This window comes from Streptomyces longispororuber (assembly GCF_024448165.1).
GTDB classification, from domain to species: domain Bacteria; phylum Actinomycetota; class Actinomycetes; order Streptomycetales; family Streptomycetaceae; genus Streptomyces; species Streptomyces longispororuber_A.
This window is the reverse complement of sequence record NZ_JAMOLN010000051.1, coordinates 15,318-41,780: the sequence shown is the minus strand read 5'-3', so window position 1 is coordinate 41,780 and position 26,463 is coordinate 15,318. Positions and strand designations below refer to the sequence as shown.

The window sequence follows — 26,463 nt, the reverse complement described above, 5'->3', positions numbered from 1 at the left end:
CCCCGATGACCACCGAGGGGGAGAAGACGACCACACCGGCGGCCCGGGCCGGACACGCCCGGCGGGCCATCGTCGGCCGGCTGTCCTGGGGACTGGCCGACCAGGCGGCCTCCAGCCTGTCCAACTTCGTGGTGGGCATCTACGTGGCCCGCTCCCTCGGACTGACCGCGTTCGGCGTGTTCAGCCTGGCCTGGGTGACGTACGGCGTGGTGCTCAGCGTCTCCCGCGGCCTGGCCACCGACCCGCTCGTGGTGCGGTTCAGCGGTGTGCCCGACGCGTCCTGGCGGACGGCGGTGGCCCGCTCGTCCGGCACCGCGCTCGGTGTCGGCGCCGCCCTCGGCGCGGTGTCCCTGGCGGCCGGGCTCGCCGTCGGCGGCCACGTGGGGCCCGCGTTCGCCTGCCTCGGCGTGGTCCTGCCGGGGCTGCTGCTGCAGGACGCCTGGCGGTTCGCGTTCTTCGCGGCAGGGACCGGACGGAAGGCGTTCGTCAACGACGTCGTGTGGGGCGTCGCCCTCGTCCCGGCGATGGTCGTCGCGGCCCGCGTGGGCAGCGTGGCGGCCTTCGTGCTCGCCTGGGGCGGCTCCGCCGCGGTCGCGGCGGCGTACGGCTGGTTCCAGTCCGGCATCCGGCCCCGCGTGTCCGGAGCCCGCACGTGGCTGCGCGACCACCGCGACCTCGGCAGCCGCTACCTGATCGAGAACGTCGGCGTGAGCGGCGCCGGCCAGCTGCGCGCGTACGGGCTCGGCGCGATCGTCGGCGTCAGCGCGGTCGGCGTGGTGCGCGGTGCCGAACTGCTGCTCGGCCCGTTCATGGCCGTCCTGATGGGACTCTCGCTGGTCACCGTCGCCGAAGCGGCCCGGGTGCTGCGCCGCGCACCGCACCGCCTGGGCGTCTTCTGCCTGCTGCTGGGCGGCGTGCAGGCCGTCGCCGCGCTGCTGTGGGGCGCGGCGCTGCTGCTGATGCCGGACCGGCTCGGCGAACTCGCCCTCGGCGACGTCTGGCCCGCCGCGTCGCAGCTCATCGTGCCGGTCACGCTCGGCGTCGCCGGCGCGGGCCTCGGCACCGGCGCCGCGGCCGGACTGCGCGCGCTCGCCGCGGCCCGGCGCAGCCTGCGCAGCCAGCTGATCGCCTCCACCTGCTACGTCATCGGCGGGCTCGGCGGCGCGGCCGCCGCGGGCACGGTCGGCTCGGCCTGGGGCGTCGCCGCCGCGACGGTCTGCGGCTCCGCCGTGTGGTGGCTGCAGCTGCGATCCGCCCTGCGCGAGCGCCGCCCCACCCCCATCCCCGAAGTGAGGACGACATGACCTCCCACCCCAGGCTGAGCATCGGCCTGCCCGTGTACAACGGCGAGGAGTACCTGGCCGAGTCGCTCGACGCGCTGCTGGGCCAGACGTACGAGGACTTCGAACTGGTCATCACCGACAACGCGTCGACCGACGGCACCCAGGACATCTGCCGCAAGTACGCCGCGCAGGACGCGCGCATCCGCTACATCCGGCTGCCCCGCAACATCGGCGCCGCCCCGAACCACAACTACGTGTTCACCCAGTGCCACGGCGAACTCTTCAAGTGGGCCTCGCACGACGACCTGTACGCCAGGGACCTGCTGCGGCGCTGCGTGGACGCGCTGGACGAGCGGCCCTCAGTGATCCTCGCGCACGCCGACCAGGCGGTCATCGACGAGGACGGCCAGGTCAAGGTCCCCTACGCGTACACGCTGGCCACCGACTCGCCGCGGGCGCCCGAGCGGTTCCGCAGCATGCTGTTCGAGCCCGGCGGCGACGACTTCTACGGCGTGATCAGGGCCGACGTGCTGCGCCGGGTCAAGCCGCACGACAGCTACCACCACGCGGACCGCACCTTCGTCGCCGAGATCGGTCTGCACGGACCCTTCCACCAGGTGCCCGAGCTGCTGTACTTCCGTCGCGACCACCCCACCCGCGCCGAGCGGGCCAACCCGTCCAAGCGCTCCCGGTGCGTCAACCTCGACCCGCGCAGGGCGGGCCCGCTGCACCCGACGCCCCGGCTGCTCGCCGAGTACGTCTGGGGCTTCGTCGCGGCGATCCGGCGGGCGCCGCTGTCCGCCGCCGACCGGCGCGCCTGCTACCGCCACCTCGTGGAGTGGGCGACCAGCCGGGCCAGGCCGGGCGCCGGCGAGCGGGTCGAGGACCGGGCCCCGGTCGACCCGGACAAGCTGACCGTCTCCGTCGACGACCTCGTCGCCGGACGCGAGGGGAGGCGGACGTGACCGCCGTCCGCGTCGGGGTGTTCGGCCTCCTAGGCTCCGGCAACCTCGGCAACGACGGATCGCTCGAAGCCGTCCTCGGACACCTCCGCGCCGAGCACCCCGGCGCGGTCGTCGACGCGCTGTGCGGCGGACCCGAGGCCGTCACGGCCCGGTACGGGATTCCCGCGACCCGGCTGCACTGGTACCGCGGCGAGTACCGCACCGCGTCCCGGGCGAGTGCCGTCGCGGGCAAGGGACTCGGCAAGCTCGTCGACGTCGTGCGCACCGCCGCGTGGGTGCGCCGGCACGACGTGGTGATCGTGCCCGGCATGGGCGTCCTGGAGGCCACCCTGCCGCTGCGGCCCTGGGGCTTCCCGTACGCGCTGTTCCTGCTCTGCGCGAGCGGCCGCCTGGTCGGCACCCGGGTCGCGCTGGTCGGCGTCGGCGCCGGCCCGATCGGCAACCGGCCGACCCGCACCCTGGTCCGCTGGTCGGCGCGGCTCGCCCGCTACCGCTCGTACCGGGACACCCAGTCCCGCGACGCGATGCGGGAGATGGGCGTGGACACCGCGCGCGACGAGGTCTACCCCGACCTCGCGTTCGCCCTGCCGACACCGCCCGCGGGCCCCTCGTCCGGCACGGTCTGCGTCGGCGTCATGGATTTCCACGGCGGCAACGACGACCGCGCCCGGGCCGACGAGATCCACCGGCGCTACCTCGACGGGACGACCCGCTTCGTCCGCGCCCTGGCCGACGACGGCCGGACCGTCCGGCTGCTCACCGGCGACGCGTGCGACGCCCCGGTGGTCGCCGCGATCCTCGACGCGGTCGACTCACCGCTGGTCACCGCCGCCGAAGCCGGCTCGCTCGCCGACCTGATGAAGGAGACGGCGGCCGCCGACACCGTCGTCGCCACCCGCTACCACAACCTCGTCTGCGCGCTGAAGGCCGGCACCCCGACCCTCGCCCTCAGCTACGCCGCGAAGAGCGACGCGCTGATGGACCGCATGGGCCTCGGCCCGTACTGCCACCCGGCCCGCGAGGTCGACGCCGACCGGCTGCTCGAACAGTTCCGCGAGGTGGAGAAGCGCTCGACGGAGCTGAGGAAGACCCTCGCCGAGCGGAACCGCACCGTCACCGCCCAACTCCAGCGCCAGTTTGCCGACTTGACCGCACTGCTGCTCCACGCCCCGAGGAAGGCTTCATGAAGGCAAGCGAAGTTCCGGAGATCACCGGAGCGTTCCTGTTCGAACCGACGCCGTACGCCGACGAACGCGGCTTCTTCTGCCGCACCTTCGACGCCGACGTGGTCCGCTCGGTGGGCCTCGACCCGGACGCCTTCGTCCAGGACAGCGTCTCCCGCTCCGTGCGGGGCGTACTGCGCGGCCTGCACCTGCGGTCAGGCAAGGGCGAGGCCAAGCTGGTGCGCTGCTCGTACGGGCGGATCTTCGACGTCGTCGTGGACCTCCGGCCGGACTCGCCGACGTACCGCAACGTGGCCACGTTCGAGCTGTCCGGCGAGACACAGACGACCCTCTACATCCCGGCGGGGTGCGCGCACGGCTTCCAGGCGCTGACCGAGACCGCCGACACCTCGTACCGGATCGACCGCCCGCACGACCCGGCCGAGGACGTGACGATCGCCTTCGACGACCCGGAACTGGCCGTCCCCTGGCCGATGCCGCCGGTGTCGATGTCGGCACGGGACCGGGAGGCGCCGGGCCTCGCCGAAGCGCTCAAGGAAACGGGGAGCTGATCCGCACGTGGACACCGAGGACTTCCGGCTGCCCCGGTCGCACGAGGCCAACGAGCGGCTGCACGAACTGATCCCCGGCGGCGCGCACACCTACGCCAAGGGCGACGACCAGTACCCCGAACACCTGGCCCCCGTCATCAGCCACGGCCGCGGCGCACACGTGTGGGACATCGACGGCAACCGCTACGTCGAGTACGGCTCCGGCCTGCGGTCGGTCAGCCTCGGGCACGCCCACCCGCGCGTCACCGAGGCCGTCCGGCGGGAACTCGACCGCGGCAGCAACTTCGCCCGGCCGTCCGTCCTGGAACTCGACGCCGCGGAACGCTTCCTGGCCACCGTGCCGACCGCCGACATGGTGAAGTTCGCGAAGAACGGCTCGGACGTCACCACCGCCGCGGTGCGCCTCGCGCGCGCCGTCACCGGGCGCCGGCGGGTCGCCATCTGCGGCGACCATCCGTTCTTCTCCGTCGACGACTGGTTCATCGGCACCACACCGATGTCCGCCGGAATCCCGTCGCAGACCACCGAGTTGACGGTCTCCTTCCCGTACGGGGACCTGGCGGCCACGGAGGAAATCCTCACCCGGTACGAGGACGAGATCGCCTGCATCGTCCTCGAACCCGCCGCCCACACCGAGCCCCCGCCCGGCTACCTCGAAGGACTGCGCGCCCTGGCCGACCGGCACGGCTGCGTCCTCGTCTTCGACGAGATGATCACGGGCCTGCGCTGGTCGGAGGCGGGCGCCCAGGGCTTGTACGGCGTCGTCCCCGACCTGTCCACGTTCGGCAAGGCGCTGGGCAACGGGTTCGCCGTCTCCGCGCTCGCCGGGCGCCGCGACCTGATGGAGCGGGGCGGGCTGCGCCACTTCGGCGACCGGGTGTTCCTGCTGTCCACCACGCACGGCGCCGAGACGCACTCCCTGGCGGCAGCCATGGCCGTGCAGACCACCTACGTGGAAGAGGGCATCACCGCGCGCCTGCACGCGCTCGGCGAGCGGCTGGCCGCCGGAGTCCGCGACGCGGCCGCGGCCATGGGCGTCGCCGAGCACGTGGTCGTCCGGGGCCGGGCCAGCAACCTGGTCTTCGGCACCCTCGACCAGCACGGGCGGCCGTCGCAGGAATACCGCACCCTGTTCCTGCGCCACCTCCTCGCGGGCGGCGTCCTCGCCCCGTCGTTCGTGGTGAGCAGCGCGCTCACCGACGCCGACATCGACCACACCGTCGACGTGGTCGCGCAGGCGTGCGCGGTGTACCGCAAGGCACTGGACGCCGGCGATCCCACGCCGTGGGTGGGGGGACGGCCGGTGAAGCCCGTCTTCCGCCGCCTGGCGTGAGGGGACGTCAGCCGGGTGTGCGCCGGGCGGCATCCGCCGTCCGGTCGACCAGCCACGCCGTCGCCGGCACCACGGCGAGCGCGGTGCACCAGCCGCCGAGGACATCGGTCGGGTAGTGGGCGCTCAGGGAGACCTGGGCCCACCCCATCACGGCGCCGGCCACCAGCCCCGCCCCGAGCACGAGCAGCGTGCCGACCGCCCTGCCCAGCCCGAGCCGACCGGTCACGAGCAGCGCCGCCACGAGGGCGAGCGCGGTGGCGAAGGCGGTGTGCCCGCTCGGATAGGACAGATTGCCCGGACCGTGAATGGTGCGTCCGACCAGGGACTTGACCACCGTCGCCGTCACCACGGACACACCGGCCCCGGCGACGAGGAACACGGCCGCGCGAGGCCACCGCAACAGCAGCAGACACCCCACCACACCGACCCCGACGAGGATCGCCGCACCGGCGGGCTCCCCCCAGAAGTCCGTGGCCAGCGCGACGCGCCGCCAGGGCGGCCCCACGCTGTCCTCCGTCGGCAACACGAACCACCGGTCCACCTGCCCCGACTCACTGTGCCCGGCGTACATCACCCCGACCAGGGCGACCACCAGCGCACCGAGCCCGGCGACCACCCACAGCCACCCACGTAACGCCCCGGGCAACACCTCGGGCACCGCCCGCCCGCTCACGTCCCGCTCCACTTCCACCACGCGCCCCAACGCGAGCCCCCCGTCGTCTAGCTCCCCGAAGCCGGAGCTTTCATCTTGGCGTACGGGGGCGGAGGAGACGGGCCAAATCGAGTGGGCGGGGAAATATCGGCGTTAAAGGGTACGAGGGCTTGGCTGGAGACATGCCGTGTCGGCGCGGCCTCGCCCGGAGGCGGCTAGGGTTCGGAAGCCGGGCCCTGCGTCTCTTCCAGGTGCTGCGTCTCCTCCAAGTCCTCTGGCCTGCCGAGCTGTTGAAGGACTTCGGCGAGTTTGTCCGCGGCCGCGCTGTTTCCCGCGTCCGCAGCCAGCCGCAACCAGGGCTCCGACTCCTCCGGACGTCCTGCCGCGCACAGGAAGTCTCCGTAGAGGAAGGCGGCTGGATCGATCTCGGCTTCCGCTGCCTGACGCAGCAACTCCGTGCCCTCAACGATGTGTTCGGGGCCCGTCCCGATCAGCACCACGCCGAGGCACATCCTTGCTTGCGGGACCTGGGCGGCGGCCCTACGCAGCCAGAGTTCGGCTTCCTCGAGGCGATCATCAGCCATGAAGCAGTGATACCCCAGTTCGTGCGCGGCTTCCATGTCACCGTCCTCGGCAGCGAGCCTCAGCCAGCGCTCTGCCTCGACGTGGCCTTGCTGAAGGAGCAGGGAGCCCAAGTGGCGGGCCGCCTCCATGTGGCCTCGGTCGACGGCGGTCCGTAGCCAGGCAACAGCTTCATCGCTCCGGCCTAGGTGGTGCAGGACCTGTCCGAGAAGGCTCGCCAGGGACCCGTCGGTCGAGAAGGCGTTCGCCTCGGCGGCTCGGCGGAGCCAAGGCTCCGCCTCTTCGAACTGCTGCTGGGACATGAGGAACAGCCCCAGCTCCGCCGCCCACACTTCCTGTTTCTCAGCCAGGAGCCGCAAGGTCGGCTCGGCCTCGTCCCGCAGGAAATTCAGGAACATGGTCCCCTTGGTGTTGCTGGCTTCCGCGGCCCGACGCAACAGGGGCTCCGCCTCACACAGGCGGAGTTGACCGCAGAGAACTGCTCCCAGGGTGGCGAGACCTTCAGCGTCACCATGGGCGGCGACTTTGCGTGCCCACGGTTCGGCCTCCTGAAAGCGCCCTTCGCCCAAGAGGCGCATGGCCAGGGCGATGGCTGCGTCAGCGCGGGAGTACGCGGCAGCGCGCAGCCACTTCTCCGCCGCCTCGGGCCGCCCTCGTTCGGTGAGCGCGTGGCTGACGTCGATGAAGTGCACGGTGACACCCATGTCGAGAGATGCCCGCAGCCACTCCTCGGCTTCGTCCGGTCGTCCCAGACGGATGAGCGTGATCGCAAGCCTCGGCGCCGCGTATCGGTCGCCTGCCTCCGCGGCTTTCCGCAGCCATGGTTCGGCCTCGTCGCACTTGTCCTGGCCGAGTAGGCAGCTGCCCAACGCGAGCGGTGCGTAGGGAGAGCCTGCCGCGGCCGCCGTCCGATACTGCTCCGCCGCCTCCGACGCGCGGCCCTGGCGGCCCAGAACGTCTCCGAGGAGCAGCGCGACATTTCCCTTGTCCGTCAGTCCGTTCTCGGCTTCCCAGCGCAGCATGGGTTCCGCTTCGTCGATTCGGCCGAGCTGGGTCAGCAGGAGGCCGTAGGCACCCGGGGCGAGGATGTCGCCGTCCGCCACAGCTGACCGGAGGAGTGGTTCGGCCTCCGCGTACCGCTGCTGCTGCGCGAGAATCACCCCCAGAGTGCGACCGCTCTCCTCGCCGTCCTCCCACATCGCCCGAAAGAGCCTCTCGGCAGTACGTGCGCGGCCCGCAGCGTGCGCGGAGAAGGCCACTCCTCGACGTTGGGATCCCGTGGCCTCACGTTCCGCGATCTCCCACACCGACTCGGGCACGGCGGGGAAACCCTGCTTCCTCTGGGCTTCGTCGACGAGATAGTCGAAAACCCTCCAGGTCCCCGCTGCCGCGTCGGGAACGAGGAGACTCGTGGATCCGAGGCGGACGAACGTCGCCCACCGCACGGCCTGCCCCAGGGTCTCCTCCTCCGGACGGAGATGCGCGGCACTGCGCAGGTAGGCGTAGTGGGCCTCGACAACCACCTCATGCGGTACGGGGCCCATCATCCCGGCCCGGGCCAGGTCGATGGCCGCGGCAACCAGCGCGTGACCGCGGGGCCGCCCGCCGGCCCGCAGAGCACCTCGCCACTCCTGCCAAAGGAGCGGGCCGGCCGCCAAGTACTCCGCGACGCCGAACGGGCCGTGGTTCGCCAGCGCGTCCTGAAGCCGCGCGTCCGGGGCGTGCGCCGTGCGGAGAAGTTCCTCGGCGCTCCAGGCGCGCTCGATCTCCACCTGCATGGCCATGTTCAGGACGCGTGAGCCCGCTTGCGCGACCAGATGTGCCTGAAGATTGTCGTCCCTGATGGCCGCGTGTTCACCGCTGGGTCGGTACAGGTCGTACAGGCTCTCGCGCAGCGTGGCCAGGACGACGACCCCGGCTGCCGACAACCGGGCCAGAAGGTTCGGGTCCAGACCCTGAGGGTGCAGGTGCCCCTCCAGGTCGTCCAGCCACAGCAGGAACCTGTTCTCCGCTCGCGCCCCGATCACCGCGGGCAGTTCCCGCAGATCCGCCCCAGGGGGTGGCGCCCATAGAAGATGACCTGGCAGGACACGTTGCATGGCCTCGTAGGCGGTCCGCGTCTTCCCGGCGGTCGAATCGCCTGTCAGCAGGACCATTCCGCCGTTCTCACCGGCCTCCGCCAGGATGCGGTTCAGCTCCTCATCGGCGTCACGCGGAACATAGGGCGGCAGGCTGTTCACGCCCTGGTCCGACCTCGGGCGGTGCACACCGAGTGCTATCGGGTCGGCCTCAGCGACAGGAAGCCAGGTCTGGGTCGGGAGTGTCAGTCGGCGCGCCGCGCTCTCGTCGCCGCGCCGCCAGCCCGTAGGCGTACCCCTGGTGGCCCGCACGACGCGTCCACGAGCCTCGATCCACGGTTTCGGATCCTGATCGCAGGCTGTCACGAACGCACGCAGGGTTTCGGTACGGGGCAGGCCAGTGGATCCGCTCAGGATGCCCTGCACGGTGGCCGGGCTCAGATCTGCGGCCGCCGCCAGACGGTGCACGCTCCATCCCCCTGCATGGAAAACAGCCACCAACTGCGTGCAGAGATCTTCTCGCGTGCGGATCCGGGAAAAGTCGATCGGCCCCAACGGAGTTCTCCCGACGTACCGGTTTCGTTCGCCTACGTTCAGGTTGGCAGCGCGCGACGGACCCGTCCATCAGGGAAGTCGAGAAATATTGCTGCTCCGGCACGGACCTCCCTCGAAAGCGAACAGCATCCTCTCGCAGGATTCCCGGGCGAACGCAGCACTGCTGAGACCCGCATGAGGGAGTCCGATCGTGAAACTTTCATCTCGCCTCACCACTCAGGCGACAGAACACCCGGCAAGCAGTCGGTTCACGCGCCGACTTGCGCAGGTGGCAATGTGCGCCGGAGTCAGGGGACTCGCGCACGCCATGGGCACCGCGGCAGGGACGGCGATCGTGTCTCTGGCGTGGGAGTGGATCAATCGCCGCTGAAATCCGTCGACTCGGAATCCGGAGTCGGCAGACGTCCAGGTGACCGTGCTCAGCGGGTGTCTGGAAGGGCAGAGCCCCCTCCAGACACCCGACGTGAGGCTCTAGAAGAACCCGAGCTTCTGTGCCGAGTACGACACCAGAAGGTTCTTCGTCTGCTTGTGGTACAGGCTCGGTTTAGCCTCTGACTTGTGGCTATGGGTCGAATTGACTGCGGCTGATCCGAGTTGGTCCGCGCCTGGTCCGGATCTTGGTCAGGCGATGGCGGCCGTCGTGCGCGGCTGGTTGCCCGGGGCGTACATCTGCATCCTTGCCGTGCTGCCGACCAGGTGGAGGCGTTCGGTCTGCCAAGGGCGTCCGGTGAAGCCGTCGACCAGCGCCAGTTCGAGAGAGGGGCGGGCGGCCGCCAGGGCGGCGAGGGGTGAACGAAGCCGCTGGACGGCCTGCACCGGCAACTCGCCCAGGAAGGCCAGGGTGATATCCGGACTGGCGTCCGGCGGGTGGAAGCACGTGGAGATCATCAGCGTAGGCAGGGAACTGTCAGAAGCGTGTTCGCGCCGATCGAGGCGAGGGCCGGCTCATTGGGTGAATGACAGCAGCCGGAGGACCGGTCGTACGGCGCTCCCGGGATCGTCGTCGAGTCCGGTCGGCAGCGCACCGCTCAGCCACAGGTTGGCGAAGCCGTGGACGATCGACCAGGCGGCCAGCTCGGTGGTTTCGCCGGCCGATGCCGAGAGCGCCGTAGTGAGTGCCTGGCCGGCGCGGTCCTGCGCGGCGAGGAGTTGGGCATCGTCGGCGTTGTGCAGGCTGGGCTGGAACATCACCTCGAAATGCGCCGGGTGTCCCACCGCGAACCGTACGTAGGCCACGCCGGCCTCGACGAGGTCGTCGCCCACGGCGGTCACGGCGTCGGCCAGCAGGTCGAAGCCTTCGGCCGCCAACGCGGTGAGCAGGCCGGCCTTGGAGCCGAAGTGGGGTGTGAAGGCGGCGTGCGAGACGCCGGCCCGACGGGCCACGTCGCGCAGGCTGAGCGCGGCGGGCCCGCCCTGCTCGATGGCCTCGATGGCCGCGGTGAGTGCCGCCCGGCGGACGTTTCCGTGGTGGTAGGGCCGATCAGTCATGGTCGACATCTTACCGTTGGCAACATTGCAGGTCGATGTTATCTTGCCAATGGTAAGTTCCGCATATGCGCTGTCAGTTGGAGGCTCCATGGAACCGCTTGTCGCTCTGTTGGTCGGCTTCGGTGCCGCCCGGGTCGCCGGACTCGCCGGTATCGACGTGCTGAACGCCTGGCAGCCCGCGCTGCGGGTCGGGCTGGCGGCGATGTTCCTGCTCACCGCGTTCGCCCACTTCTATCCGAAGCTCCGCGCCGATCTCATCGGCATGGTCCCGCCCGCACTGCCCCGCCCCGGCCTCCTCGTCACGCTCACCGGGATCCTCGAACTCGCCGGAGCCGTCGGCGTCCTCGTCCCGGCGACCAAGCGCCTCGCCGCGATATGTCTCGTCGCGCTGCTGATCGCGATGTTCCCGGCGAATGTCTCGGCGGCCCGGCGCGGCGTGGCTCAGGGCGACGCGATCGGACCCCGTACCGCACTGCAAGTGGTGTTCGTCGCCGCGGCGGCACTCGTCATCCCGTGACGACCTTGTCGTAGGTCTCATCAGGCTGCCGCTGTGATGGGAGCAGTGGTGTCCTGCATGTTGCGGTCTGGGCCGCACCAAGGCTCGGGGTGTTCGTCAGCGGACATCGGAAGGCGCTGCAACTGCACGGGGCCGGGGTGAAAGGCTGAACTGTCGGGGTCGCTCATGTTTTCGCCGATGAGGTAGCGGTAGAACCATTCCGCGAAGCTCATGTGGCGCTCGGCCGGGCCTGAGCGGGACGTGCGGAAGGCGCCTGACGGGCATAAGCACAGGTCAGGCGCCCTATTTCGTGCTCCTAGAAGAAGCCGAGCTTCTGTGCCGAGTACGACACCAGAAGGTTCTTCGTCTGCTGGTAGTGGTCCAGCATCATCTTGTGGTTCTCGCGGCCGATCCCGGACTGCTTGTACCCGCCGAACGCGGCGTGCGCCGGGTACGCGTGGTAGCAGTTCGTCCAGACGCGGCCCGCCTGGATGGAGCGGCCCGCTCGGTAGGCCGTGTTGATGTCGCGGGTCCAGACGCCGGCGCCGAGGCCGTACAGGGTGTCGTTGGCGATCTTGATGGCGTCGTCGTAGTCGGCGAACGAGGCGACCGAGACGACCGGGCCGAAGATCTCCTCCTGGAAGATCCGCATGCGGTTGTTGCCCTCGAAGATCGTGGGCTGGACGTAGTAACCGCCCGCGAGTTCGCCGTCGTACTCGATGCGCTGGCCGCCGGTGAGGACCTTCGCGCCCTCCTGCTGGCCGATGTCCAGGTAGGAGAGGATCTTCTGGAGCTGGTCGTTGGAGGCCTGGGCGCCGATCATCGTGTCGGTGTCCAGCGGGTGGCCGGGCTTGATGGCCTCGGTGCGGGCGACGGCCGCGTCGAGGAACTCGCTGTAGTGGCCCTGCTGGATCAGCGCGCGGGACGGGCAGGTGCAGACCTCGCCCTGGTTCAGGGCGAACATCGTGAAGCCTTCGAGCGCCTTGTCGCGGAAGTCGTCGTCCTTGGCCCAGACGTCGTCGAAGAAGATGTTCGGGGACTTGCCGCCGAGTTCGAGGGTGACCGGCTTGATGTTCTCCGAGGCGTACTGCATGATCAGGCGCCCCGTCGTGGTCTCCCCGGTGAACGCGACCTTCGCGACGCGCGCGCTGGAGGCCAGCGGCTTGCCCGCCTCCACGCCGAAGCCGTTGACGACGTTGACCACGCCCGCCGGGATCAGGTCCGCGACGAGGGACAGCCACACGTGGATCGACGCGGGGGTCTGCTCGGCCGGCTTGATGACCACCGCGTTGCCCGCCGCCAGCGCCGGGGCCAGCTTCCACGTCGCCATCAGGATCGGGAAGTTCCACGGGATGATCTGCGCGACGACGCCGAGCGGCTCGTGGAAGTGGTAGGCGATCGTGTCGTCGTCGATCTCCGAGAGCGACCCCTCCTGCGCGCGGACCGCGCCCGCGAAGTAGCGGAAGTGGTCGATGGCGAGGGGGATGTCGGCGGCCAGGGTCTCGCGGACCGGCTTGCCGTTCTCCCAGCTCTCGGCGACGGCGAGGAGTTCGAGGTTCTGCTCCATGCGGTCGGCGATCTTCAGGAGGATGTCCGCGCGGGCGCCCGGCGACGTGCGTCCCCACGCGGGCGCGGCGGCGTGCGCCGCGTCGAGGGCACGCTCGACGTCCTCCGCGGTGCCGCGGGCGATCTCCGTGAACGGCTGACCGTTGACCGGGCTCGGGTTCTCGAAGTACTTGCCGAGGGCCGGCGGTACGTACTCGCCGCCGATGAAGTGGTCGTAGCGGGCCTGGTAGGAGACGACGGAGCCCTGCGTGCCGGGCGCTGCGTAACGGGTCATCTGGGGGCCTCCTGTGCGCGCTGCCCGCCGTTGGGCAGCTTTCGCGTCGGAGGCTAGGAGTTGCGACGTTGCAGCTACGTTGCGTCGTACCGAGCAGTTACGTTGCGGCGTAGCCCTGTTCGCCGTCGAGCGCCGCCAGCCGGGCGAGGACCGGCGGCGTCGGGCGGACCGCGGCGAGCGCCCGCCACACGTCGAGGTCTTCCTCGCCCCACGGCGCGTGCGCCCAGTCCGCGAGCAGGTCCGGATCGCGGCGCGCGACGAGCGCCGCCCGCAGCTCGTCGGCGAGCCTGCGCCGCACCCGCGCCACCGCGGGCGCCAGCGAGGCGGGCAGCAGCGGTCCCGTGTACGCGGACGCCGCCGCCGTCACCGCCCCGGAGGCGAGGCGTCGCTCGACCGTGGCCAGGTCCGAGTCGACCGGTGAGGCCAGCCGGTAGGGGCGGGACCTGAGCACGTCCGGGCCCAACACCCGGCGCAGCCGCGCCAGTTCGGCCCGCAGCGTCACCGGCGTCACGGACTCGTCCTCGTACAGGAAGCAGAGCAGTTCGTCGCCGGTCAGGCCCTCGGGGTGGCGGGCCAGGAGGACCAGCAGTTCGCTGTGCCGGCGGCTGAGCCTGATCTTGTGGCCCGACGGGGTGAGGAGCAGGGCCTCGTCGCGGCCCAGCACGTTCAGACGCAGCCCCTGATCCGTCGCGGACGGCGGGGCGAGCAGGGCGAGTTGGGACTCGGCGGCGCGCGCCACCGCCTGCACGAACGCCAGACTGTGCGGGTGCGCGAGCCCGTCCCCGCCGGTGATGTCGACCGCGCCGAGCAGCCGCCCCGACCGGGGATCGTGCACTGGTGCCGCCGCGCACGTCCACGGCTGCACCTTGCGGATGAAGTGCTCCGCGGCGAACACCTGGACCGGGCGGTCGACGGCCACGGCCGTGCCCGGCGCGTTCGTGCCCATCGCCGACTCCGACCAGCGGGCGCCCGGCACGAAGTTCATCCGGCCCGCCCGCTGCCGCGTCCCGGCGTGGCCCTCGACGTACAGGAGCCGGCCCTGCGCGTCGCACACCGCGAGGAGGTGCTCGCCGTCGGTCGCGAACGTGCCCATCAGTTCCCGGAACAGCGGCATGACCCGGGTCAGCGGATGCTCCGCGCGGTACGCCCCGAGGTCCCCGTCCGTCAGCTCGACCGACGCCGAGGCGTCCGGGTTGACGTGCGCGCCCGCCGAGCGCCGCCACGACGCGGCAACCACCGGCCGCACCGGCCGGGCCACCGTGCCCGCCGCCGTGAAGCGCTCATGGGCGCGGCGCAGCGCCCGTACCCGCTCGGACGGATCGGCGCCCGGCTCCAGGGCGACCCACGGATCGGTCAACTCGGCCTCCAGGGACGGCGATGCGGCGCTGGGGCCATCGTCGCTCCGGGGGAGCGGGTCGACAAGGAGCCGGACACAGATGTCGCGAGGTGGCACATGCCGCACACGGGTGTGGAGATCAGACGAAGTTGACCATCCTGATGTACCGCGTCCAGTCCCAGTACGGGCCGGGGTCGGTGTGGTCGGTGCCCGGCACCTCGACGTGCCCGAGGATGTGCTCACGGTCCATCGGGATGCCGTAACGGGCGCAGATCGACGCGGTGAGCGCCGCCGACTGCTGGTACATGGCGTCGGTGAAGTACTCCGGCTGATCCACCCAGCCCTCGTGCTCGATGCCGATGCTGCGCGTGTTGTAGTCCCAGTTGCCCGCGTGCCAGGCGACGTTCTTCTCCCGCACGCACTGCGCGACGTGCCCGTCGGCGGAGCGGACCAGGTAGTGGGCGGAGACCTGCTTGGCGGAGTTCTTGAAGATGGCGAGGGTGTCGGCGTACGTCTCCTGCGTGACGTGGATGATCACGTAGTCGATCGGATACGACGAAGGGCGGCTGGACGCCGTGTAGTTGGAGGTGCTGGCGGGGACGGACTCGGCCGGCGGGTAGTCGACGGCCAGGGCCCGGGCGCCGGCCCGGCCCGCGGGCAGCAGCGCTCCGGGCACGGCGGCCAGCGCACCGGCCTGGAGGAGACGGCGGCGGGTCGGGCGCGGGCGACCGGCCTGGTCGGGAACGTGTCTTGCTCGGTCCATGACGATCCTGCCTTTCGAAGGGCTCGGACGGTGGGGGGAACCGGCGGCGCCGCGGCGCCCGTCAGTGCTCGGGGCGGGGCAGCGTCGCCGCGATCTCGCGCAGCCGGGCGTGGATGCCGCGGTGCGTCTCACGTGCGGGCAGCCACTCCTTGCGGAGCTTGGCGACGCACGTGTAGTTGGTGTCGCAGACGTTCGCGAGCGGTGACTCGACGGTCTGGGTGGCGAACTGGTACGCGTCCAGTTCGCTGAATCCGTAGTCCCGTACGAGCCACTGCACCAGGTCGAGCTGGGAGATCCGGAACGCGTCCTCCAGCGGGCGCGCCGAACCGGTCGACACGATGTGGGTGTCCGACTCGATCCGCGGCCAGGGCGTCGCCACGCCCTTGAGGAGCTCGACGATGACGACGGTCCGCATGGCGCACTCCACGGCCACGCCGCATGTCTCGCCCTCGCCCTGCCGTGCGTGGCCGTCGCCGAGGCTGAGCAGCGCTCCCTCGACGTTCACCCCGAGGTAGCAGGTGACGCCCGCCCGCATCTCCGGCGTGTCCATGTTGCCGCCGTGCGCGTCCGGGACGAGGGCCGAGCGGACCTCCAGGTTCGCCGGGGCCACCCCCACCGTGCCGTGCATCGGGTCCATCGGCAGGTCGACGGTGAACTCGCCGTCCCGCGCGGCGAACCGGGCCGTGCGGCGCTCCCGGTCGAGCTGCCAGATCCAGACGGTCTCCTCCAGGGGCGGCTGCAGCGTGGCCGTGGTGTGCGTGGAGGTCAGGGCGCCGAACAGCGGCACGGTCGTGGACGCCGCCCAGTCGCGGGCCGGCTCCACCGACACGAAGTGCACCGCGACCGTGTCGCCGGGCTCCGCGCCCTCGATGTGGAAGGGGCCCGTCTGCGGATTGAGGTACGGGAACTCGCAGACCTGCGAGACGAGGTCCTTCTCCGACCGCACCCGACCGGCGAAGCAGTCCTCGGTGAAGAGGTCGAGCACGGTGCCGGGCGCGATGCGCGCGACGGGCGGCGCTCCGCCGAACGTCCAGGCGTACTCGCCGGGTCCGGGCCGGACCGTCAGCATCCGGGGGTCGCTCATGACGGCGGTGCTCCGCTCTGCAGGGGGGTGGCCGCGAAGCGGTGGAGCGCCTCGCGTGAAGTACGGTACGGCGCCCGCAGGTTGGGGCGGAAGAGGGCGCGGCGTGCCGGTGGACAACCCGTTCAATGTGAACAACCGCACGTCAGAGGTCCGAACCTCTGGCGGGTGCGCGGGCGGGGCTGGACCGGGGGAGTGCCTCGGTGGTGGTCCTAGAGGCCGTAGTTGCTGAGCTCCCGATGGGAGAACCGGCGTGCGGCCCGGCCGAGCGTGCGGACGAAGACGATGTTCTCGCCGCGGGCGCCCGCGACCCTCGACCAGTCGTCCGGGTTGGTGGTGTTCGTGAGCTGCGCCGTGTCGCGGATCTCCTCCTTGGCGGCCCGGATCACGTCCTGCACGCGGATGCCGAGCGGCTCGTCCCGGCCGGTGAGATGACGCTCGACCGCTGCCGACTTGGCCCGGTCGACGATGTTCTTGATCGCCGCGCCCGAGGTGAAGTCCCGGAAGTGGAGCACCTCCTTCTGCCCGCTCTCGTAGGTCACCTCGACGAAGCGCGTGGCCTCGTTGTCCGTGTACAGATACGCCACGGCGTGCTGGATCATGTTCCGCACCGCGAGGTCGGCGGCACCGTGGTGAGCCGCGAGGTCCTGGGGATGGAGCGGGAGACCGGCCGTCAGGTGCTTGCCGAAGATGTCGAGCGCCGCCGCCCGGTCGGGCCGGTCGACGCGGATGCGCAGATCGAGGCGGCCCGGGCGCAGGATCGCCGGATCGAGCATGTCCTCGCGGTTGGAGGCGCCGATGACGATGACGTTGTCCAGGCCCTCCACGCCGTCGATCTCGGAGAGCAGCTGCCCCACGATCGTGTTCTCCACGTCGGAGCTGATCCCCGAGCCGCGGGTGCGCACCAGGGACTCCATCTCGTCGAAGAAGACGATGACGGGACTGCCCCCGGCCGCCTTCTCCCGCGCCCGCTGGAAGATCAGCCGGATGTCCCGCTCGGTCTCACCGACGTACTTGTTGAGCAGTTCGGGCCCCTTGACGCTGAGGAAGTGGGGCGGCCCGGAGTGCGCACCCATGGAGCGGGCGAGCCCGCCCGCGAGGGCCTTGGCGATGAGGGTCTTGCCGCAGCCGGGCGGACCGTACAGCAGGATGCCCTTCGGCGGGCGCAGCCCCATCCGCCGGCAGACGTCGGGGTGGCGCTGCGTCAGCTCGACGGCCCGGCGGATCTGGGCGAGTTGTTCGTCGAGGCCGCCGATCTCGTCGTAGCCGACGTCCGGAAACTCCTCCAGGGCCAGGGGCTCGGCCTCGGTGTGCGGGATCACCTCGTAGACGTATCCGGAACGCGGTTCGAGCAGCAGCCGGTCGCCCGGGCGCAGCCGCACGTCGTACAGCGGCTCGGCGAGCATCACCAGGCGCACCTCGTCCGTGTGCCCGATCGTCAGGGCGCGCCGCCCGTCGTCGAGCACTTCCTTGAGCGTGACGATGTCGCCCGCCTCCGGGAACGTGAGCACATCGATCACGTTGAGCGCTTCGTTGAGGAGGACGCGCTGGCCCGGCACCAGGGACTCCGGGTCGATGTGCGGCGACACATTGAGCCGGAGGCTGCGACCGCCGGTGAACACGTCGACCGTGCCGTCCGTGTAGAGCCGCTCGAACTGGCCGTAGCCGCCTGGAGGTTGGGCGAGGAGATCGACCTCTGTCTTCAGCGCGACGAGGTGGTCCCGTGCCTCGCGCAAGGTGTCGGTGAGCCGTCGGTTCTGGTCCAGCGTGCGGGCCAGCTCGGCCCGCAGTTCGGCGACTTCCTCCGCCGCGTCGCTCATGAGGCGCTCTCCTCCCGCAGGGCCGCGTCGAGACCGAGTTCGATCGCCGGATGGAACGTGGTGCCGAACCGCACCCTGAGGTCCGGCTGGTCGAGGAGCATGGAGAGGGAGGTGACATCCATGGCGTCGGCGAAGGGGACGAATCCGTGCTGTGCGCTGACCGCCGCGAGCGTCGCGAGACCGGACGCCTGCCGGCCGACCCGGGACATCCGCTCCGCGAGCTGTCCGAGCGTCTCCACCCCGGCCAGGTTCGCGACGCCCACGAGCACACCGGCCGACCAGCGCTGCTGCTCCGGTTCCTGCTCGCCCAGGTCGTCGAACCCGGCATCGTGCGCGACCTTCAGGACTGCGCCGACGGGCAGCCGCGGCCGGCTCGTCATCACCGAGTCGAGGTCGACGGGCAGTTGGGTCCACTCCTCGGTGCGGGTCTGGCTGAGATAGCGGGCACGCAGGGAGTGCACCTCGGCGCGGTAGCTGCCGAACAACTCGTCGCCGGTCTCCATCAGGGCCGCGACCCGGAACAGCCTGCGCCGCACCTCGGGCGGGATCTCCGCCTCGTTCTTGTAGTCGAGGCTGTGGCTGATGACGCCCCAGGCGTGCTGGAGCACCGTACGGACCTGGAACTCGATGCGGAACTCGCCGTAGGCGCGGTACTCCGGCAGTTCGCGGCGCCGGGCGTCGAACCGGCCGATCAGATGCAGACTCCGGTACCCGAACGTCTCGGGGGACTGCGCGTGCCTGCTCTCCTCCTTGAGGATCTCGAACTCCTCGTGGAGCAGATCGCGCACCTGCTCCACGTCGTCGAGGTAGAACGTGACGATCCGTACGCCGCACAGGTCCTCGGCGTCGGCCAGTCGCTCGTAGTGCGGATGCCGAAGGAACTTCTCCCGCAGGCTCTCCGGCTCCTTGGCGCGCGCCTCGACGGTGTGCACCTTCACGTCGTGGTTCGCGCAGAGCTGCTCCAGCAGGGCCCGCACCGTGGCGGCGCAGGCGATCAGGGCCGGATGGACCTGCGGATAGAGCTCTGCGACACGGTCCCGCGGAATGTCGTCCCCGTACATGACGCCCCCAGGGGACGGCCGCTCCTGGTGAGTGACGGTGCCCCGCACCAGGTTAGGGGCGCTGCACGGGGCGCGGCACCCCGTCGGCTCAGGTCCGGGGCATCTGCTCGGCCGCCCCGATCGGATCATCGAGGACCGTACGGACCACGGAGTGCGCCGCTCCGAGCAGTGGGCCGTCCGAACCCAGGTGGGAGACGGCCACCCCGTCCTCGGGCGTCGCCGTGCGGCGGGTCAACTCGCGTTCCAGGGACGGCAGGAGCCAGGGGGCCAGGCGGGAGAGGGCGCCGCCGAGGACCACCGCGCGCGGGTCGAGGAGGTTGACCGCGCCGGTCAGGGCGATCCCGAGCGCGGTACCGGCGGCGCGCAGCGCGCGCCGGGTGTCCGTGTCGCCCGCGGCCGCCCGCTCGGCGAGCAGCGAGACCCGGTCGGCGCCCGGTTCGACGCCGGCCGCGCGCAGCACCGCCTCCTCGCCCGCGTACTGCTCCAGGCAGCCGCGTCCGCCGCACGGGCAGGCCGGACCCTCGGGGCGCACCGGCACGTGGCCCAGCTCGCCCGCGAACCCCCGGGTGCCGCGCAGCAGGCGGCCGTCGACGACGAGGGCCGCGCCGATGCCGATCTCCGCCGACACGTGCAGGAAGTCCGCGGGGGACTCGGTGCCGAGCCAGAGTTCGGCGAGCGCCCCGAAGTTGGCCTCGTTGTCGACGGTCAGCGGGACGTCGCCGGGCAGCAGCGCGGCGACGTCGGTGCCGTGCCAGTCCAGGTTGGGGGCGCGCACCACGGTGTGGGTGCCGCGCGCGACCAGGCCCGGCACCGCGACCGCGAGGCCCGCGGGACGCAGCCCCGCGGCCTCGGCCTCCGCGCTCACCTGCCGCACCAGCGCCGCGAGATCGGCCAGGACGGGCTCCGGCGCCCGGCCCCGGTTGCCGACCCTGCGCTCGGCGCGCGCCCGTACCTCACCGCGCAGGTCCACCGCGCACACCGCGAGGTGGTCGACCCCGACCTCGGCGCCGAGCCCGGCCGGTCCCCGGCCGCTGACCGTGAGCGCCGAACCGGGCCGGCCCACGCCGCCCGGCCGCTGCGGCCCCAGCTCCTCCAGGAGTCCGGCCCTGATCAGCTCGTCGACCAGCGTGGACACGGCGGCCCTGGTCAGCCCGATGTGCTGGGCGACCGCGGCCCGCGACAGCGATCCCTCGGCGGCGACCGCGTACATCACGCGGGACAGATTGCGGCGGCGCATGCCCTGCTGGGTGTCGGGCGTCCCCGGGCGGGACCGGTGCAGTGGTGCGGTCATGCGGCCATGTTCCCAGGGCGGGCCGGACGCGCGGCCCTCGGGGCGCCCGGACCCGGCGGGACGGGCCGGCCCGTGGCCCGCGCGCTCACGCGCCCTCCAGCAGCGGCGCCCCGCCCGAGAGGACGCCCGAGATCCGGCGCAGCGTCGCCTCGTCCCGCTCGACCGGGTCGAGGACCGGGCCGCGTGCGGTGTCCCAGCGGCGGGCGACGGCGGCCGGGTCCTCGCCGGTGAGCAGCCCGGCGGCCTGGGCGGCCGCGCCGAGTGCCACCAGTTCGCGGGCCTCGGGCACCTGCACGGCCCGCCCCGACAGCCGGCGCACGGTCTGCTGCCAGGCGGTGCCGCGTGCGCCGCCCCCGATGAGCAGCAGCGGCACGGACCGGTCGGCGTCCTCGTCCAGGACCCGGTCGAGCGCCCCGAGCAGGGCGTGCACCGCACCGTCGTAGGCGGCCTGCAGCAGCTGGCCGCCGGTCGTGTCGTGCCGCAGACCGGTCAGCAGGCCCGAGGCGTGCGGCAGGTCGGGGGTCCGCTCGCCGTCCAGGTAGGGGAGGATCGTCGCCGTCCCGCCGCGCTCGACGGCCTCCCGGTCCAGGCCGAGCAGCGCCGCGATCCGGTCGACCGCGAGCGTGCAGTTCAGGGTGCAGGCCAGCGGCAGCCAGTCGCCGCGCGCGTCCGCGAACCCGGCGACGGTGCCCGTCGGGTCGGTGGGGCGCCGCCGTGACACGGCGTAGACGGTGCCGGAGGTGCCGAGGCTCAGGACCGGGGTGCCCGGCAGCAGGCCGAGGCCGAGCGCGGCGGCGGCGTTGTCACCGGTACCGGCCGCCACCAACGTGCCCTTGGCGAAGGGGAGTTCACCATCGGCGGCGTGCACGGTGCCCGCGACCTCGCCGGGCCCCACGACCCGGGGCAGCAGCGCGGGATCCAGCCCCACCCGCCCGAGCACGTCCTCGTCGTACGCCTCGGTCGCGGACGCCCACCACCCCGTACCGGACGCGTCGCCCCGGTCCGTGGTGCCCGCGCCCGTCAGGCGGCCGGTCAGGTAGTCGTGCGGCAGCCGCACCGCGGCCGTCGCCCGGACCGCCTCCGGCTCGTGCTCGGCGAGCCACGCCCACTTCGACACGGTGAACGAGGCCCCCGGCACGCTGCCGAACCGCTCCGCCCACGCCTTCGCCCCGCCCAGCTCGTCCACCAGGCGGCGGGCCTGCGGCGCGGACCGCACGTCGTTCCAGAGCAGCGCGGGGCGGACCGGCCTGCCCTGCGCGTCGAGGGTCACCAGGCCGTGCTGCTGCCCGCCGACGGAGACGGCCGAGGCCCGGCGCGCCGCGTCGCCGCACTGGGCGAGCGCGGTGCGCAGCGCCGTGTACCACTCGTCGGGGTCGCTCTCCCGGCCCGCGCCCGAGGTCACCGTGTGCGGTGCCTGCCCGCTCGCCACCACCGCGCCGGTGGCGACGTCGACGACGAGGGCCTTCGTGGACTGCGTGGAACTGTCGATCCCGACGACGAGGGGTCCATCGACACCATCGGCAGTGGACATGCGGCTCTCCTGATTCGTGCGGTCCGGTGGGGGGCTTCCCAGCGGCGTGCCCGCATACTAATTTGTAAAGCGCCATGACGAAATAGGCGGGCGGCATTGTGCTGCCGTCCGCCGGGCTACGGCGAGGGAGCCGCAAGATGACGTACCAGCCCACCCCCGACGACAAGTTCAGCTTCGGCCTGTGGACGGTCGGCTGGCAGGGCCGCGACCCGTTCGGTGACGCCACCCGGCCCGCGCTCGACCCGGTCGAGACCGTGCAGCGGCTCGCCGAGCTCGGCGCGTACGGCGTGTCGTTCCACGACGACGACCTGATCCCGTTCGGCTCGTCCGAGTCCGAGCGCGAGGCCGTCGTCAAGCGGTTCCGGCAGGCCCTGGACGCGACCGGCATGAAGGTGCCGGCCGCCACCACGAACCTGTTCACGCACCCGGTCTTCAAGGACGGCGCCTTCACCGCCAACGACCGCGACGTCCGTCGCTACGCGCTCCGCAAGGTGATCCGGAACATCGACCTGGCGGTCGAGCTGGGTGCCACCACGTACGTCGCCTGGGGCGGCCGCGAGGGCGCCGAGTCCGGTGGCGCCAAGGACGTCAGGGACGCGCTGGACCGCATGAAGGAGGCCTTCGACCTCCTCGGCGACTACATCACGGAGCAGGGCTACGACCTGCGCTTCGCCATCGAGCCCAAGCCGAACGAGCCCCGCGGCGACATCCTCCTGCCCACCGTCGGCCACGCCCTCGCGTTCATCGAGCGCCTGGAGCGCCCGGAGCTGTTCGGCGTGAACCCGGAGGTCGGCCACGAGCAGATGGCGGGCCTCAACTTCCCGCACGGCATCGCGCAGGCCCTGTGGGCGGACAAGCTCTACCACATCGACCTCAACGGGCAGAACGGCATCAAGTACGACCAGGACCTGCGCTTCGGCGCCGGCGACCTGCGGGCCGCCTTCTGGCTGGTGGACCTGCTGGAGTCGGCCGGTTACAGCGGCCCGAAGGTCTTCGACTTCAAGCCGCCGCGCACCGAGGGCTTCGACGGCGTGTGGGAGTCGGCCGCGGGCTGCATGCGCAACTACCTGATCCTCAAGGACCGTGCGGCGGCCTTCCGCGGCGACCCGGAGGTGCAGGAGGCGCTGCGCGCGTCGCGGCTCGACGAGCTGGCGCAGCCCACCGCCGCCGACGGCCTCGCCGGACTCCTCGCGGACCGGTCCGCGTTCGAGGACTTCGACGTGACCGCCGCCGCCGAGCGCTCGATGGCCTTCGAGCGTCTCGACCAGCTGGCGATGGACCACCTGCTGGGCGCCCGCGGCTGACGCCGACTTCCGCCAGGGGGTCGCGCGTTCGGCCCCCGGCGGCGACCCTGGGGGTATGTCCGTACCCCCTCCGCCGCCGCAGCCGCCCCCGCCGCCGAGCGACCGGCCGCCCTCGGGCGGCGGGTTCGGCCCGCCGTCCGAGGGCGGCTCCTTCGGCGCGTCGCCGCCCGACGGGCCGCGCCGTGCCCGGCGGGGTCCGCTGCTGCTGATCACGGTGCTCGTCGGGCTCGCGGTGATCGTGGGCGCCGTGGTCCTGGTGGCGACCCGGGACGGTTCGTCGGGCAAGAACGACGAACCGCCCCCGAGCAAGAGCAGCCAACGGGTCAGCAGGTCCCCGTCGTTCGGCATCCCGACCCGGCTGCCGAGCGAGCTGCCCAGCAACCTGCCGTCGAGGATTCCGAGCAGGATCCCCAGCGAGCTGCCGAGCGAGTTCCCCAGCGGGCTGCTCCCGAGCGACGTGGAGAGCCTGTTGCCCGAGTGATCCCGGGATGCCGGGAGACCGGGAGACCGTGGCGCCGGGTCGGGGTGCCGGCTAGAGCGCGCCCTTCGGCAGCTTCACGTAGGTGACCTTCGTCTCGATGCCGCTGTCCACGAGGCGGCCGTTCGCGTCGAACGCGCCCGTGCCGTCGGTCATGCCGAAGTCGTTGTCGTTGATCAGCGCGAGCCTGTCGCGCCCGGCGACGGCCACGCCCTCGATCTTGTCCGGCACGCCGTCGAGCGTGTGCAGGTCCACCACGAGCCGCTTCCTGAGCACCGGCACCCCGGCCGCCGCCGGATCGTCGAGCTGCTCCAGGGACGGCGACGTGGCGGCGTCGTCCCACGCGCCGCCCAGGATGTCCGCACCGCGCGTCAGCCTGACCTCCTGGAGGCGGGCCGCCTTGTCGGTGCGCTCCTCCACGAGCAGCCGGTCACCGCCGACCGCCACGACCGAGGAGATCTTCAGCTCCGACGTGTCGTCCTCGCCCGGGTCGACGACACCGACCGGGTCGAAGCGGTACGCGTACTCGGCCGTCACCGCCTGCTTCTTCGGCGAGAACCGCAGCAGCCGCGTGGTGCGCGAGGCGTCGCCCGCGTCCCCGTCCGGCAGCGACAGCGGGCTCTGCACGGCCAGCACCAGGTCACCGCCGGGCAGTTGGGCGAGTCCCTCGAACCCGCGGTTGATCTTCCGGTGCAGCAGCACCGACGGCAGCGACTCGACGACCGGGTAGCCGGCGCCCTTCAGGTTCAGCCCCCGGGGCACGTGCCGGGCCAGCACCCGGCCCCGCGCCGAGACGTGCACGAGCGACGGACCGTACTCGTCGACCAGCCAGAACGTGCCGTCCGCCGCGCGCACGATGCCCTCGGTGTCCAGACCGGCCGCGTCGTAGGAGAGCGGGGACTTCGCGTCGTACGAGTACGGCTTCTCGTCCCGGCCGTCCTGGTTCGGCAGACCGGTCACCGGCTTGCCGGACGACGTGGTCAGCGGGATCGCGTCGAGCACCTTCACCCGGTCGCCGGTCACGCGGATCTTCACGATGGCCGGGTCGAAGCCGGGCACGGGGAACGTGCGCCGCTTCGTGCCGTCCACCTTGATCTGCCCGTTCGGGCCCCGGTCCGTCACCGTCCAGAACTCGCCCTCGCGGCCCGCCGGGTAGATGTCGGAGCCGATGCCGCCGAGGTCGACGCCACGGTCGTCGGCCACCGTGCCGGGCAGCAGACGGTTGCTGAACACACCCAGTGGCAGGTCGCCGAGCGTCGCGCTGCCGGTGATCCGTGCCGCACCGGGCGCGGCCGATCCGCTCGACGAGACCGGCGCACCCGACCCGCCCGGCGCACCCGACGCGGTCCCGGCCACGACGAGCGCGGCCAGCGCCGCGATCGGCACCCCCGCCGCGACGGTTCGGCGGACGCGGCGCTTGCCGGGGACGAACGGGGACATGAGGCCTCCTGAGGCGCGTGAACGGTGAACTGCGCACACGCTCGGCCCCTGCCGTCGAACCACCGGTGACGGCAGGGTGAATGAGAGGAAACGGATGCGGGTCGCGCGCACGGCACCCGGGCGCCCTCACGGGCCCGGACGTGCCGGTGCGCCCGGGCCCGTAGAGTCGGGCCCGTGACAGACCCGATACTTCGCGCGACCGAGTGGAACGGCACGGCGTGGGACGACCCGTCCGACGAGCAGGTGCACGACCTGCTGGCCGACATGAACCTCACGCACCGGCACGTCGTCGTGGCCCGCCTCGACCGCGAGCCGGTGGACCAGCACTACATCCAGGTCGCCCTCAACGACGACCTCAGCTACCAGGTCGAGTACCGCGACGGCGGACCCGACCGGCACTTCCAGGCCCATGTGCCGTGCGACGGCAGCCCGTTCGCGGTCGAGCCGGTCGCCGACGTGGTGGCCGCGTGGGCCCGCGACCGGCCGGGGTGGCGGGACGCGCTCCCCTGGCGGCCCTGGCCGGATCAGCCCTGACCCTGCTCCTCGACGCCCGCGCGATCGAGGACGGTCCCCAGACGTTTGGCCAACTCGCCGTCCGTGCGCGCCAGTTCCGCCAGGAAGGCGCGCACGGCGGCCCGCAGCGCCCGCCGCAGCTCGACCGCGTCGAGCGAGCGCGCCAACGTCTCCTCCAGCGGTCCGGTGACCTCGACCGGCAGTAGATGCGCGCCCTTCGCGTACGCCCACGGCAGCCCGAGACGCACGCAGGCCAGCGCGATCACCTGGTCGCGCAGCGCCCCGATCCAGTACTGCGCCTGCCAGCCGCGGCCACGCTCGACGCAGGCCCGGGCGTGCAGCGCGTGGTGCCAGCCGAGCCCCGCGAGCCGCCCCGGACCGGGCGGCGCGGGCTCCCGCCCGGGACCCGGCACCCCGAACACCGTCCGCCAGGCCGGACCCCGGGGCGCGAAGTCGTCGCCCGAGGCGAACCCCAGATCCACCTCCAGACCGCCGGGCAGCAGGAACACCCGGTAGACCAGGGACCCGGCGGGCAGGTCCCAGTGGTGCAGCGCCCCGAACTCCCCGTACAGCAGCTCCGTCCAGCGCTCCAGGGCCGCGGCCGGGTCGCCCCGGACGCCGAGCATCACGTCGATGTCCGACCAGCGGTCGCCGCCGTCCACGGCGAACGAACCGGTGACGGCCGCGCCGTCGACGCCCGGGTCGGCCTCGGCGAGCGCGAGGAGCCGCGCGCGGACCAGGTCACGTTCCTCGACGGAGAACATCCCGCGACTGTAGCGCCGGATCCGGGCGACCGAAGGGATCGTTCCGAGCGCAGTCGATCGATACGATGACCGGG

General features: G+C 72.1%; 23 protein-coding genes and 1 pseudogene. 9 read left to right on the top strand and 15 right to left on the bottom strand.

Annotation, left to right across the window (positions count from 1 at the left end; translation table 11 throughout):
• The first annotated feature begins 5 nt into the window (after nucleotides 1-5).
• The 5 genes from M4J07_RS16975 to M4J07_RS16955 are packed head-to-tail and all read left to right on the top strand — an operon-like array spanning nucleotide 6 to nucleotide 5,316.
• Nucleotides 6-1,304 carry a hypothetical protein gene (locus M4J07_RS16975; RefSeq protein WP_255972729.1) on the top strand — a complete coding sequence of 433 codons (1,299 nt, stop codon included), beginning with the start codon at nucleotides 6-8 and terminating at the stop codon, nucleotides 1,302-1,304.
• The gene (locus tag M4J07_RS16970) at nucleotides 1,301-2,248 is read left to right on the top strand and encodes a glycosyltransferase family 2 protein (protein WP_255972718.1); all 948 of its coding nucleotides are present in this window, start codon (nucleotides 1,301-1,303) and stop codon (nucleotides 2,246-2,248) included. Before M4J07_RS16975 ends, M4J07_RS16970 begins: the two co-directional genes overlap by 4 nt.
• Nucleotides 2,245-3,435 (top strand): polysaccharide pyruvyl transferase family protein, encoded by a 1,191-nt coding sequence (locus M4J07_RS16965; protein ID WP_255972716.1) that lies wholly within the window; start codon nucleotides 2,245-2,247, stop codon nucleotides 3,433-3,435. Before M4J07_RS16970 ends, M4J07_RS16965 begins: the two co-directional genes overlap by 4 nt.
• Entirely contained in the window at nucleotides 3,432-3,983 is a 552-nt protein-coding gene (gene rfbC, locus M4J07_RS16960; protein ID WP_255972714.1) for a dTDP-4-dehydrorhamnose 3,5-epimerase, read from the top strand. Before M4J07_RS16965 ends, rfbC begins: the two co-directional genes overlap by 4 nt.
• 7 nt (nucleotides 3,984-3,990) lie before the next feature.
• Nucleotides 3,991-5,316, top strand: coding sequence for a glutamate-1-semialdehyde 2,1-aminomutase (locus M4J07_RS16955; RefSeq protein ID WP_255972712.1), 1,326 nt, complete (start codon nucleotides 3,991-3,993; stop codon nucleotides 5,314-5,316).
• Between the two features lie 7 nt (nucleotides 5,317-5,323).
• Here M4J07_RS16955 and M4J07_RS16950 read toward each other — a convergent pair whose 3' ends face one another.
• From M4J07_RS16950 to M4J07_RS16935, 4 genes are all read right to left on the bottom strand, one after another.
• On the bottom strand, nucleotides 5,324-5,989 hold the full coding sequence (locus M4J07_RS16950; protein WP_255972710.1) for a phosphatase PAP2 family protein: 666 nt from the start codon (nucleotides 5,987-5,989) through the stop codon (nucleotides 5,324-5,326).
• Nucleotides 5,990-6,183: 194 nt separating this feature from the next.
• Entirely contained in the window at nucleotides 6,184-9,183 is a 3,000-nt protein-coding gene (locus M4J07_RS16945) for a tetratricopeptide repeat protein (RefSeq protein ID WP_255972691.1), read from the bottom strand.
• A 621-nt stretch (nucleotides 9,184-9,804) separates the two neighbouring features.
• Entirely contained in the window at nucleotides 9,805-10,071 is a 267-nt protein-coding gene (locus M4J07_RS47900) for a hypothetical protein (RefSeq protein ID WP_305127805.1), read from the bottom strand.
• 57 nt (nucleotides 10,072-10,128) lie between these two features.
• Nucleotides 10,129-10,671, bottom strand: a complete 543-nt coding sequence (locus M4J07_RS16935) for a TetR/AcrR family transcriptional regulator (RefSeq protein ID WP_255972689.1) — start codon at nucleotides 10,669-10,671, stop codon at nucleotides 10,129-10,131.
• Between the two features lie 88 nt (nucleotides 10,672-10,759).
• Between M4J07_RS16935 and M4J07_RS16930 the strand changes: the two genes are divergently transcribed.
• Nucleotides 10,760-11,188, top strand: coding sequence for a DoxX family protein (locus M4J07_RS16930; protein WP_255972687.1), 429 nt, complete (start codon nucleotides 10,760-10,762; stop codon nucleotides 11,186-11,188).
• Between the two features lie 20 nt (nucleotides 11,189-11,208).
• Here M4J07_RS16930 and M4J07_RS16925 read toward each other — a convergent pair whose 3' ends face one another.
• The 9 genes and pseudogenes from M4J07_RS16925 to xylB form a co-directional block, all read right to left on the bottom strand.
• Nucleotides 11,209-11,400, bottom strand: coding sequence for a hypothetical protein (locus M4J07_RS16925; protein WP_255972685.1), 192 nt, complete (start codon nucleotides 11,398-11,400; stop codon nucleotides 11,209-11,211).
• Between the two features lie 83 nt (nucleotides 11,401-11,483).
• Nucleotides 11,484-13,007 (bottom strand): acetaldehyde dehydrogenase ExaC, encoded by a 1,524-nt coding sequence (gene exaC, locus M4J07_RS16920; RefSeq protein ID WP_255972683.1) that lies wholly within the window; start codon nucleotides 13,005-13,007, stop codon nucleotides 11,484-11,486.
• A gap of 97 nt (nucleotides 13,008-13,104) precedes the next feature.
• Nucleotides 13,105-14,364: a GAF domain-containing protein gene (locus tag M4J07_RS16915; RefSeq protein WP_255972681.1), complete on the bottom strand. Its 1,260-nt coding sequence runs from the start codon at nucleotides 14,362-14,364 to the stop codon at nucleotides 13,105-13,107.
• A 118-nt stretch (nucleotides 14,365-14,482) separates the two neighbouring features.
• Complete coding sequence (locus tag M4J07_RS16910) at nucleotides 14,483-15,106, bottom strand: N-acetylmuramoyl-L-alanine amidase (RefSeq protein WP_255972679.1); 624 nt, start codon at nucleotides 15,104-15,106, stop codon at nucleotides 14,483-14,485.
• Between the two features lie 61 nt (nucleotides 15,107-15,167).
• Nucleotides 15,168-16,190 (bottom strand): acetamidase/formamidase family protein, encoded by a 1,023-nt coding sequence (locus M4J07_RS16905; RefSeq protein ID WP_255972677.1) that lies wholly within the window; start codon nucleotides 16,188-16,190, stop codon nucleotides 15,168-15,170.
• Between the two features lie 209 nt (nucleotides 16,191-16,399).
• Nucleotides 16,400-18,037, bottom strand: a pseudogene (gene arc / locus M4J07_RS16900) (proteasome ATPase); the annotation flags it as partial.
• A complete protein-coding gene (locus M4J07_RS16895) occupies nucleotides 18,004-19,068 on the bottom strand; it encodes a GTP pyrophosphokinase (RefSeq protein WP_255972675.1) in 1,065 nt (354 codons plus the stop codon). The pseudogene arc and the gene M4J07_RS16895, both read right to left, overlap by 34 nt.
• Nucleotides 19,069-19,156: 88 nt before the next feature.
• The gene (locus M4J07_RS16890; protein WP_255972673.1) at nucleotides 19,157-20,359 is read right to left on the bottom strand and encodes an ROK family transcriptional regulator; all 1,203 of its coding nucleotides are present in this window, start codon (nucleotides 20,357-20,359) and stop codon (nucleotides 19,157-19,159) included.
• Nucleotides 20,360-20,444: 85 nt separating this feature from the next.
• Complete coding sequence (xylB, locus tag M4J07_RS16885; RefSeq protein WP_255972672.1) at nucleotides 20,445-21,890, bottom strand: xylulokinase; 1,446 nt, start codon at nucleotides 21,888-21,890, stop codon at nucleotides 20,445-20,447.
• Between the two features lie 137 nt (nucleotides 21,891-22,027).
• Here xylB and xylA point away from each other — a divergent pair, with 137 nt between their 5' ends.
• Nucleotides 22,028-23,194, top strand: a complete 1,167-nt coding sequence (gene xylA / locus M4J07_RS16880) for a xylose isomerase (protein ID WP_255972671.1) — start codon at nucleotides 22,028-22,030, stop codon at nucleotides 23,192-23,194.
• A 55-nt stretch (nucleotides 23,195-23,249) separates the two neighbouring features.
• Entirely contained in the window at nucleotides 23,250-23,675 is a 426-nt protein-coding gene (locus M4J07_RS16875) for a hypothetical protein (protein ID WP_255972669.1), read from the top strand.
• A gap of 51 nt (nucleotides 23,676-23,726) precedes the next feature.
• On the opposite strand, the gene M4J07_RS16870 is transcribed toward M4J07_RS16875, so the two are convergent.
• Nucleotides 23,727-25,112 carry an esterase-like activity of phytase family protein gene (locus tag M4J07_RS16870; protein WP_255972667.1) on the bottom strand — a complete coding sequence of 462 codons (1,386 nt, stop codon included), beginning with the start codon at nucleotides 25,110-25,112 and terminating at the stop codon, nucleotides 23,727-23,729.
• Between the two features lie 174 nt (nucleotides 25,113-25,286).
• On the opposite strand from M4J07_RS16870, the gene M4J07_RS16865 reads away from it, so the two are divergent.
• Nucleotides 25,287-25,646 (top strand): hypothetical protein, encoded by a 360-nt coding sequence (locus M4J07_RS16865; protein ID WP_255972665.1) that lies wholly within the window; start codon nucleotides 25,287-25,289, stop codon nucleotides 25,644-25,646.
• On the opposite strand, the gene M4J07_RS16860 is transcribed toward M4J07_RS16865, so the two are convergent.
• Nucleotides 25,637-26,389 (bottom strand): hypothetical protein, encoded by a 753-nt coding sequence (locus M4J07_RS16860; RefSeq protein ID WP_255972663.1) that lies wholly within the window; start codon nucleotides 26,387-26,389, stop codon nucleotides 25,637-25,639. The two genes, M4J07_RS16865 and M4J07_RS16860, sit on opposite strands and share 10 nt — an antisense overlap.
• Nucleotides 26,390-26,463: the final 74 nt, after the last annotated feature.

Bases quoted from the DNA above. Each gene is read 5' to 3' on its own strand.
- xylB (WP_255972672.1), bottom strand. From the start codon at position 21,890: ATGTCCACTGCCGATGGTGTCGATGGACCCCTCGTCGTCGGGATCGAC.
- M4J07_RS16875 (WP_255972669.1), top strand. From the start codon at position 23,250: ATGTCCGTACCCCCTCCGCCGCCGCAGCCGCCCCCGCCGCCGAGCGAC.
- M4J07_RS16905 (WP_255972677.1), bottom strand. From the start codon at position 16,190: ATGAGCGACCCCCGGATGCTGACGGTCCGGCCCGGACCCGGCGAGTAC.
- exaC (WP_255972683.1), bottom strand. From the start codon at position 13,007: ATGACCCGTTACGCAGCGCCCGGCACGCAGGGCTCCGTCGTCTCCTAC.
- xylA (WP_255972671.1), top strand. From the start codon at position 22,028: ATGACGTACCAGCCCACCCCCGACGACAAGTTCAGCTTCGGCCTGTGG.
- M4J07_RS16975 (WP_255972729.1), top strand. From the start codon at position 6: ATGACCACCGAGGGGGAGAAGACGACCACACCGGCGGCCCGGGCCGGA.
- M4J07_RS16935 (WP_255972689.1), bottom strand. From the start codon at position 10,671: ATGACTGATCGGCCCTACCACCACGGAAACGTCCGCCGGGCGGCACTC.
- M4J07_RS16870 (WP_255972667.1), bottom strand. From the start codon at position 25,112: ATGTCCCCGTTCGTCCCCGGCAAGCGCCGCGTCCGCCGAACCGTCGCG.
- M4J07_RS16925 (WP_255972685.1), bottom strand. From the start codon at position 11,400: ATGAGCTTCGCGGAATGGTTCTACCGCTACCTCATCGGCGAAAACATG.
- M4J07_RS16890 (WP_255972673.1), bottom strand. From the start codon at position 20,359: ATGACCGCACCACTGCACCGGTCCCGCCCGGGGACGCCCGACACCCAG.
- M4J07_RS16930 (WP_255972687.1), top strand. From the start codon at position 10,760: ATGGAACCGCTTGTCGCTCTGTTGGTCGGCTTCGGTGCCGCCCGGGTC.
- M4J07_RS16860 (WP_255972663.1), bottom strand. From the start codon at position 26,389: ATGTTCTCCGTCGAGGAACGTGACCTGGTCCGCGCGCGGCTCCTCGCG.
- rfbC (WP_255972714.1), top strand. From the start codon at position 3,432: ATGAAGGCAAGCGAAGTTCCGGAGATCACCGGAGCGTTCCTGTTCGAA.
- M4J07_RS47900 (WP_305127805.1), bottom strand. From the start codon at position 10,071: ATGATCTCCACGTGCTTCCACCCGCCGGACGCCAGTCCGGATATCACC.
- M4J07_RS16970 (WP_255972718.1), top strand. From the start codon at position 1,301: ATGACCTCCCACCCCAGGCTGAGCATCGGCCTGCCCGTGTACAACGGC.
- M4J07_RS16910 (WP_255972679.1), bottom strand. From the start codon at position 15,106: ATGGACCGAGCAAGACACGTTCCCGACCAGGCCGGTCGCCCGCGCCCG.
- M4J07_RS16895 (WP_255972675.1), bottom strand. From the start codon at position 19,068: ATGTACGGGGACGACATTCCGCGGGACCGTGTCGCAGAGCTCTATCCG.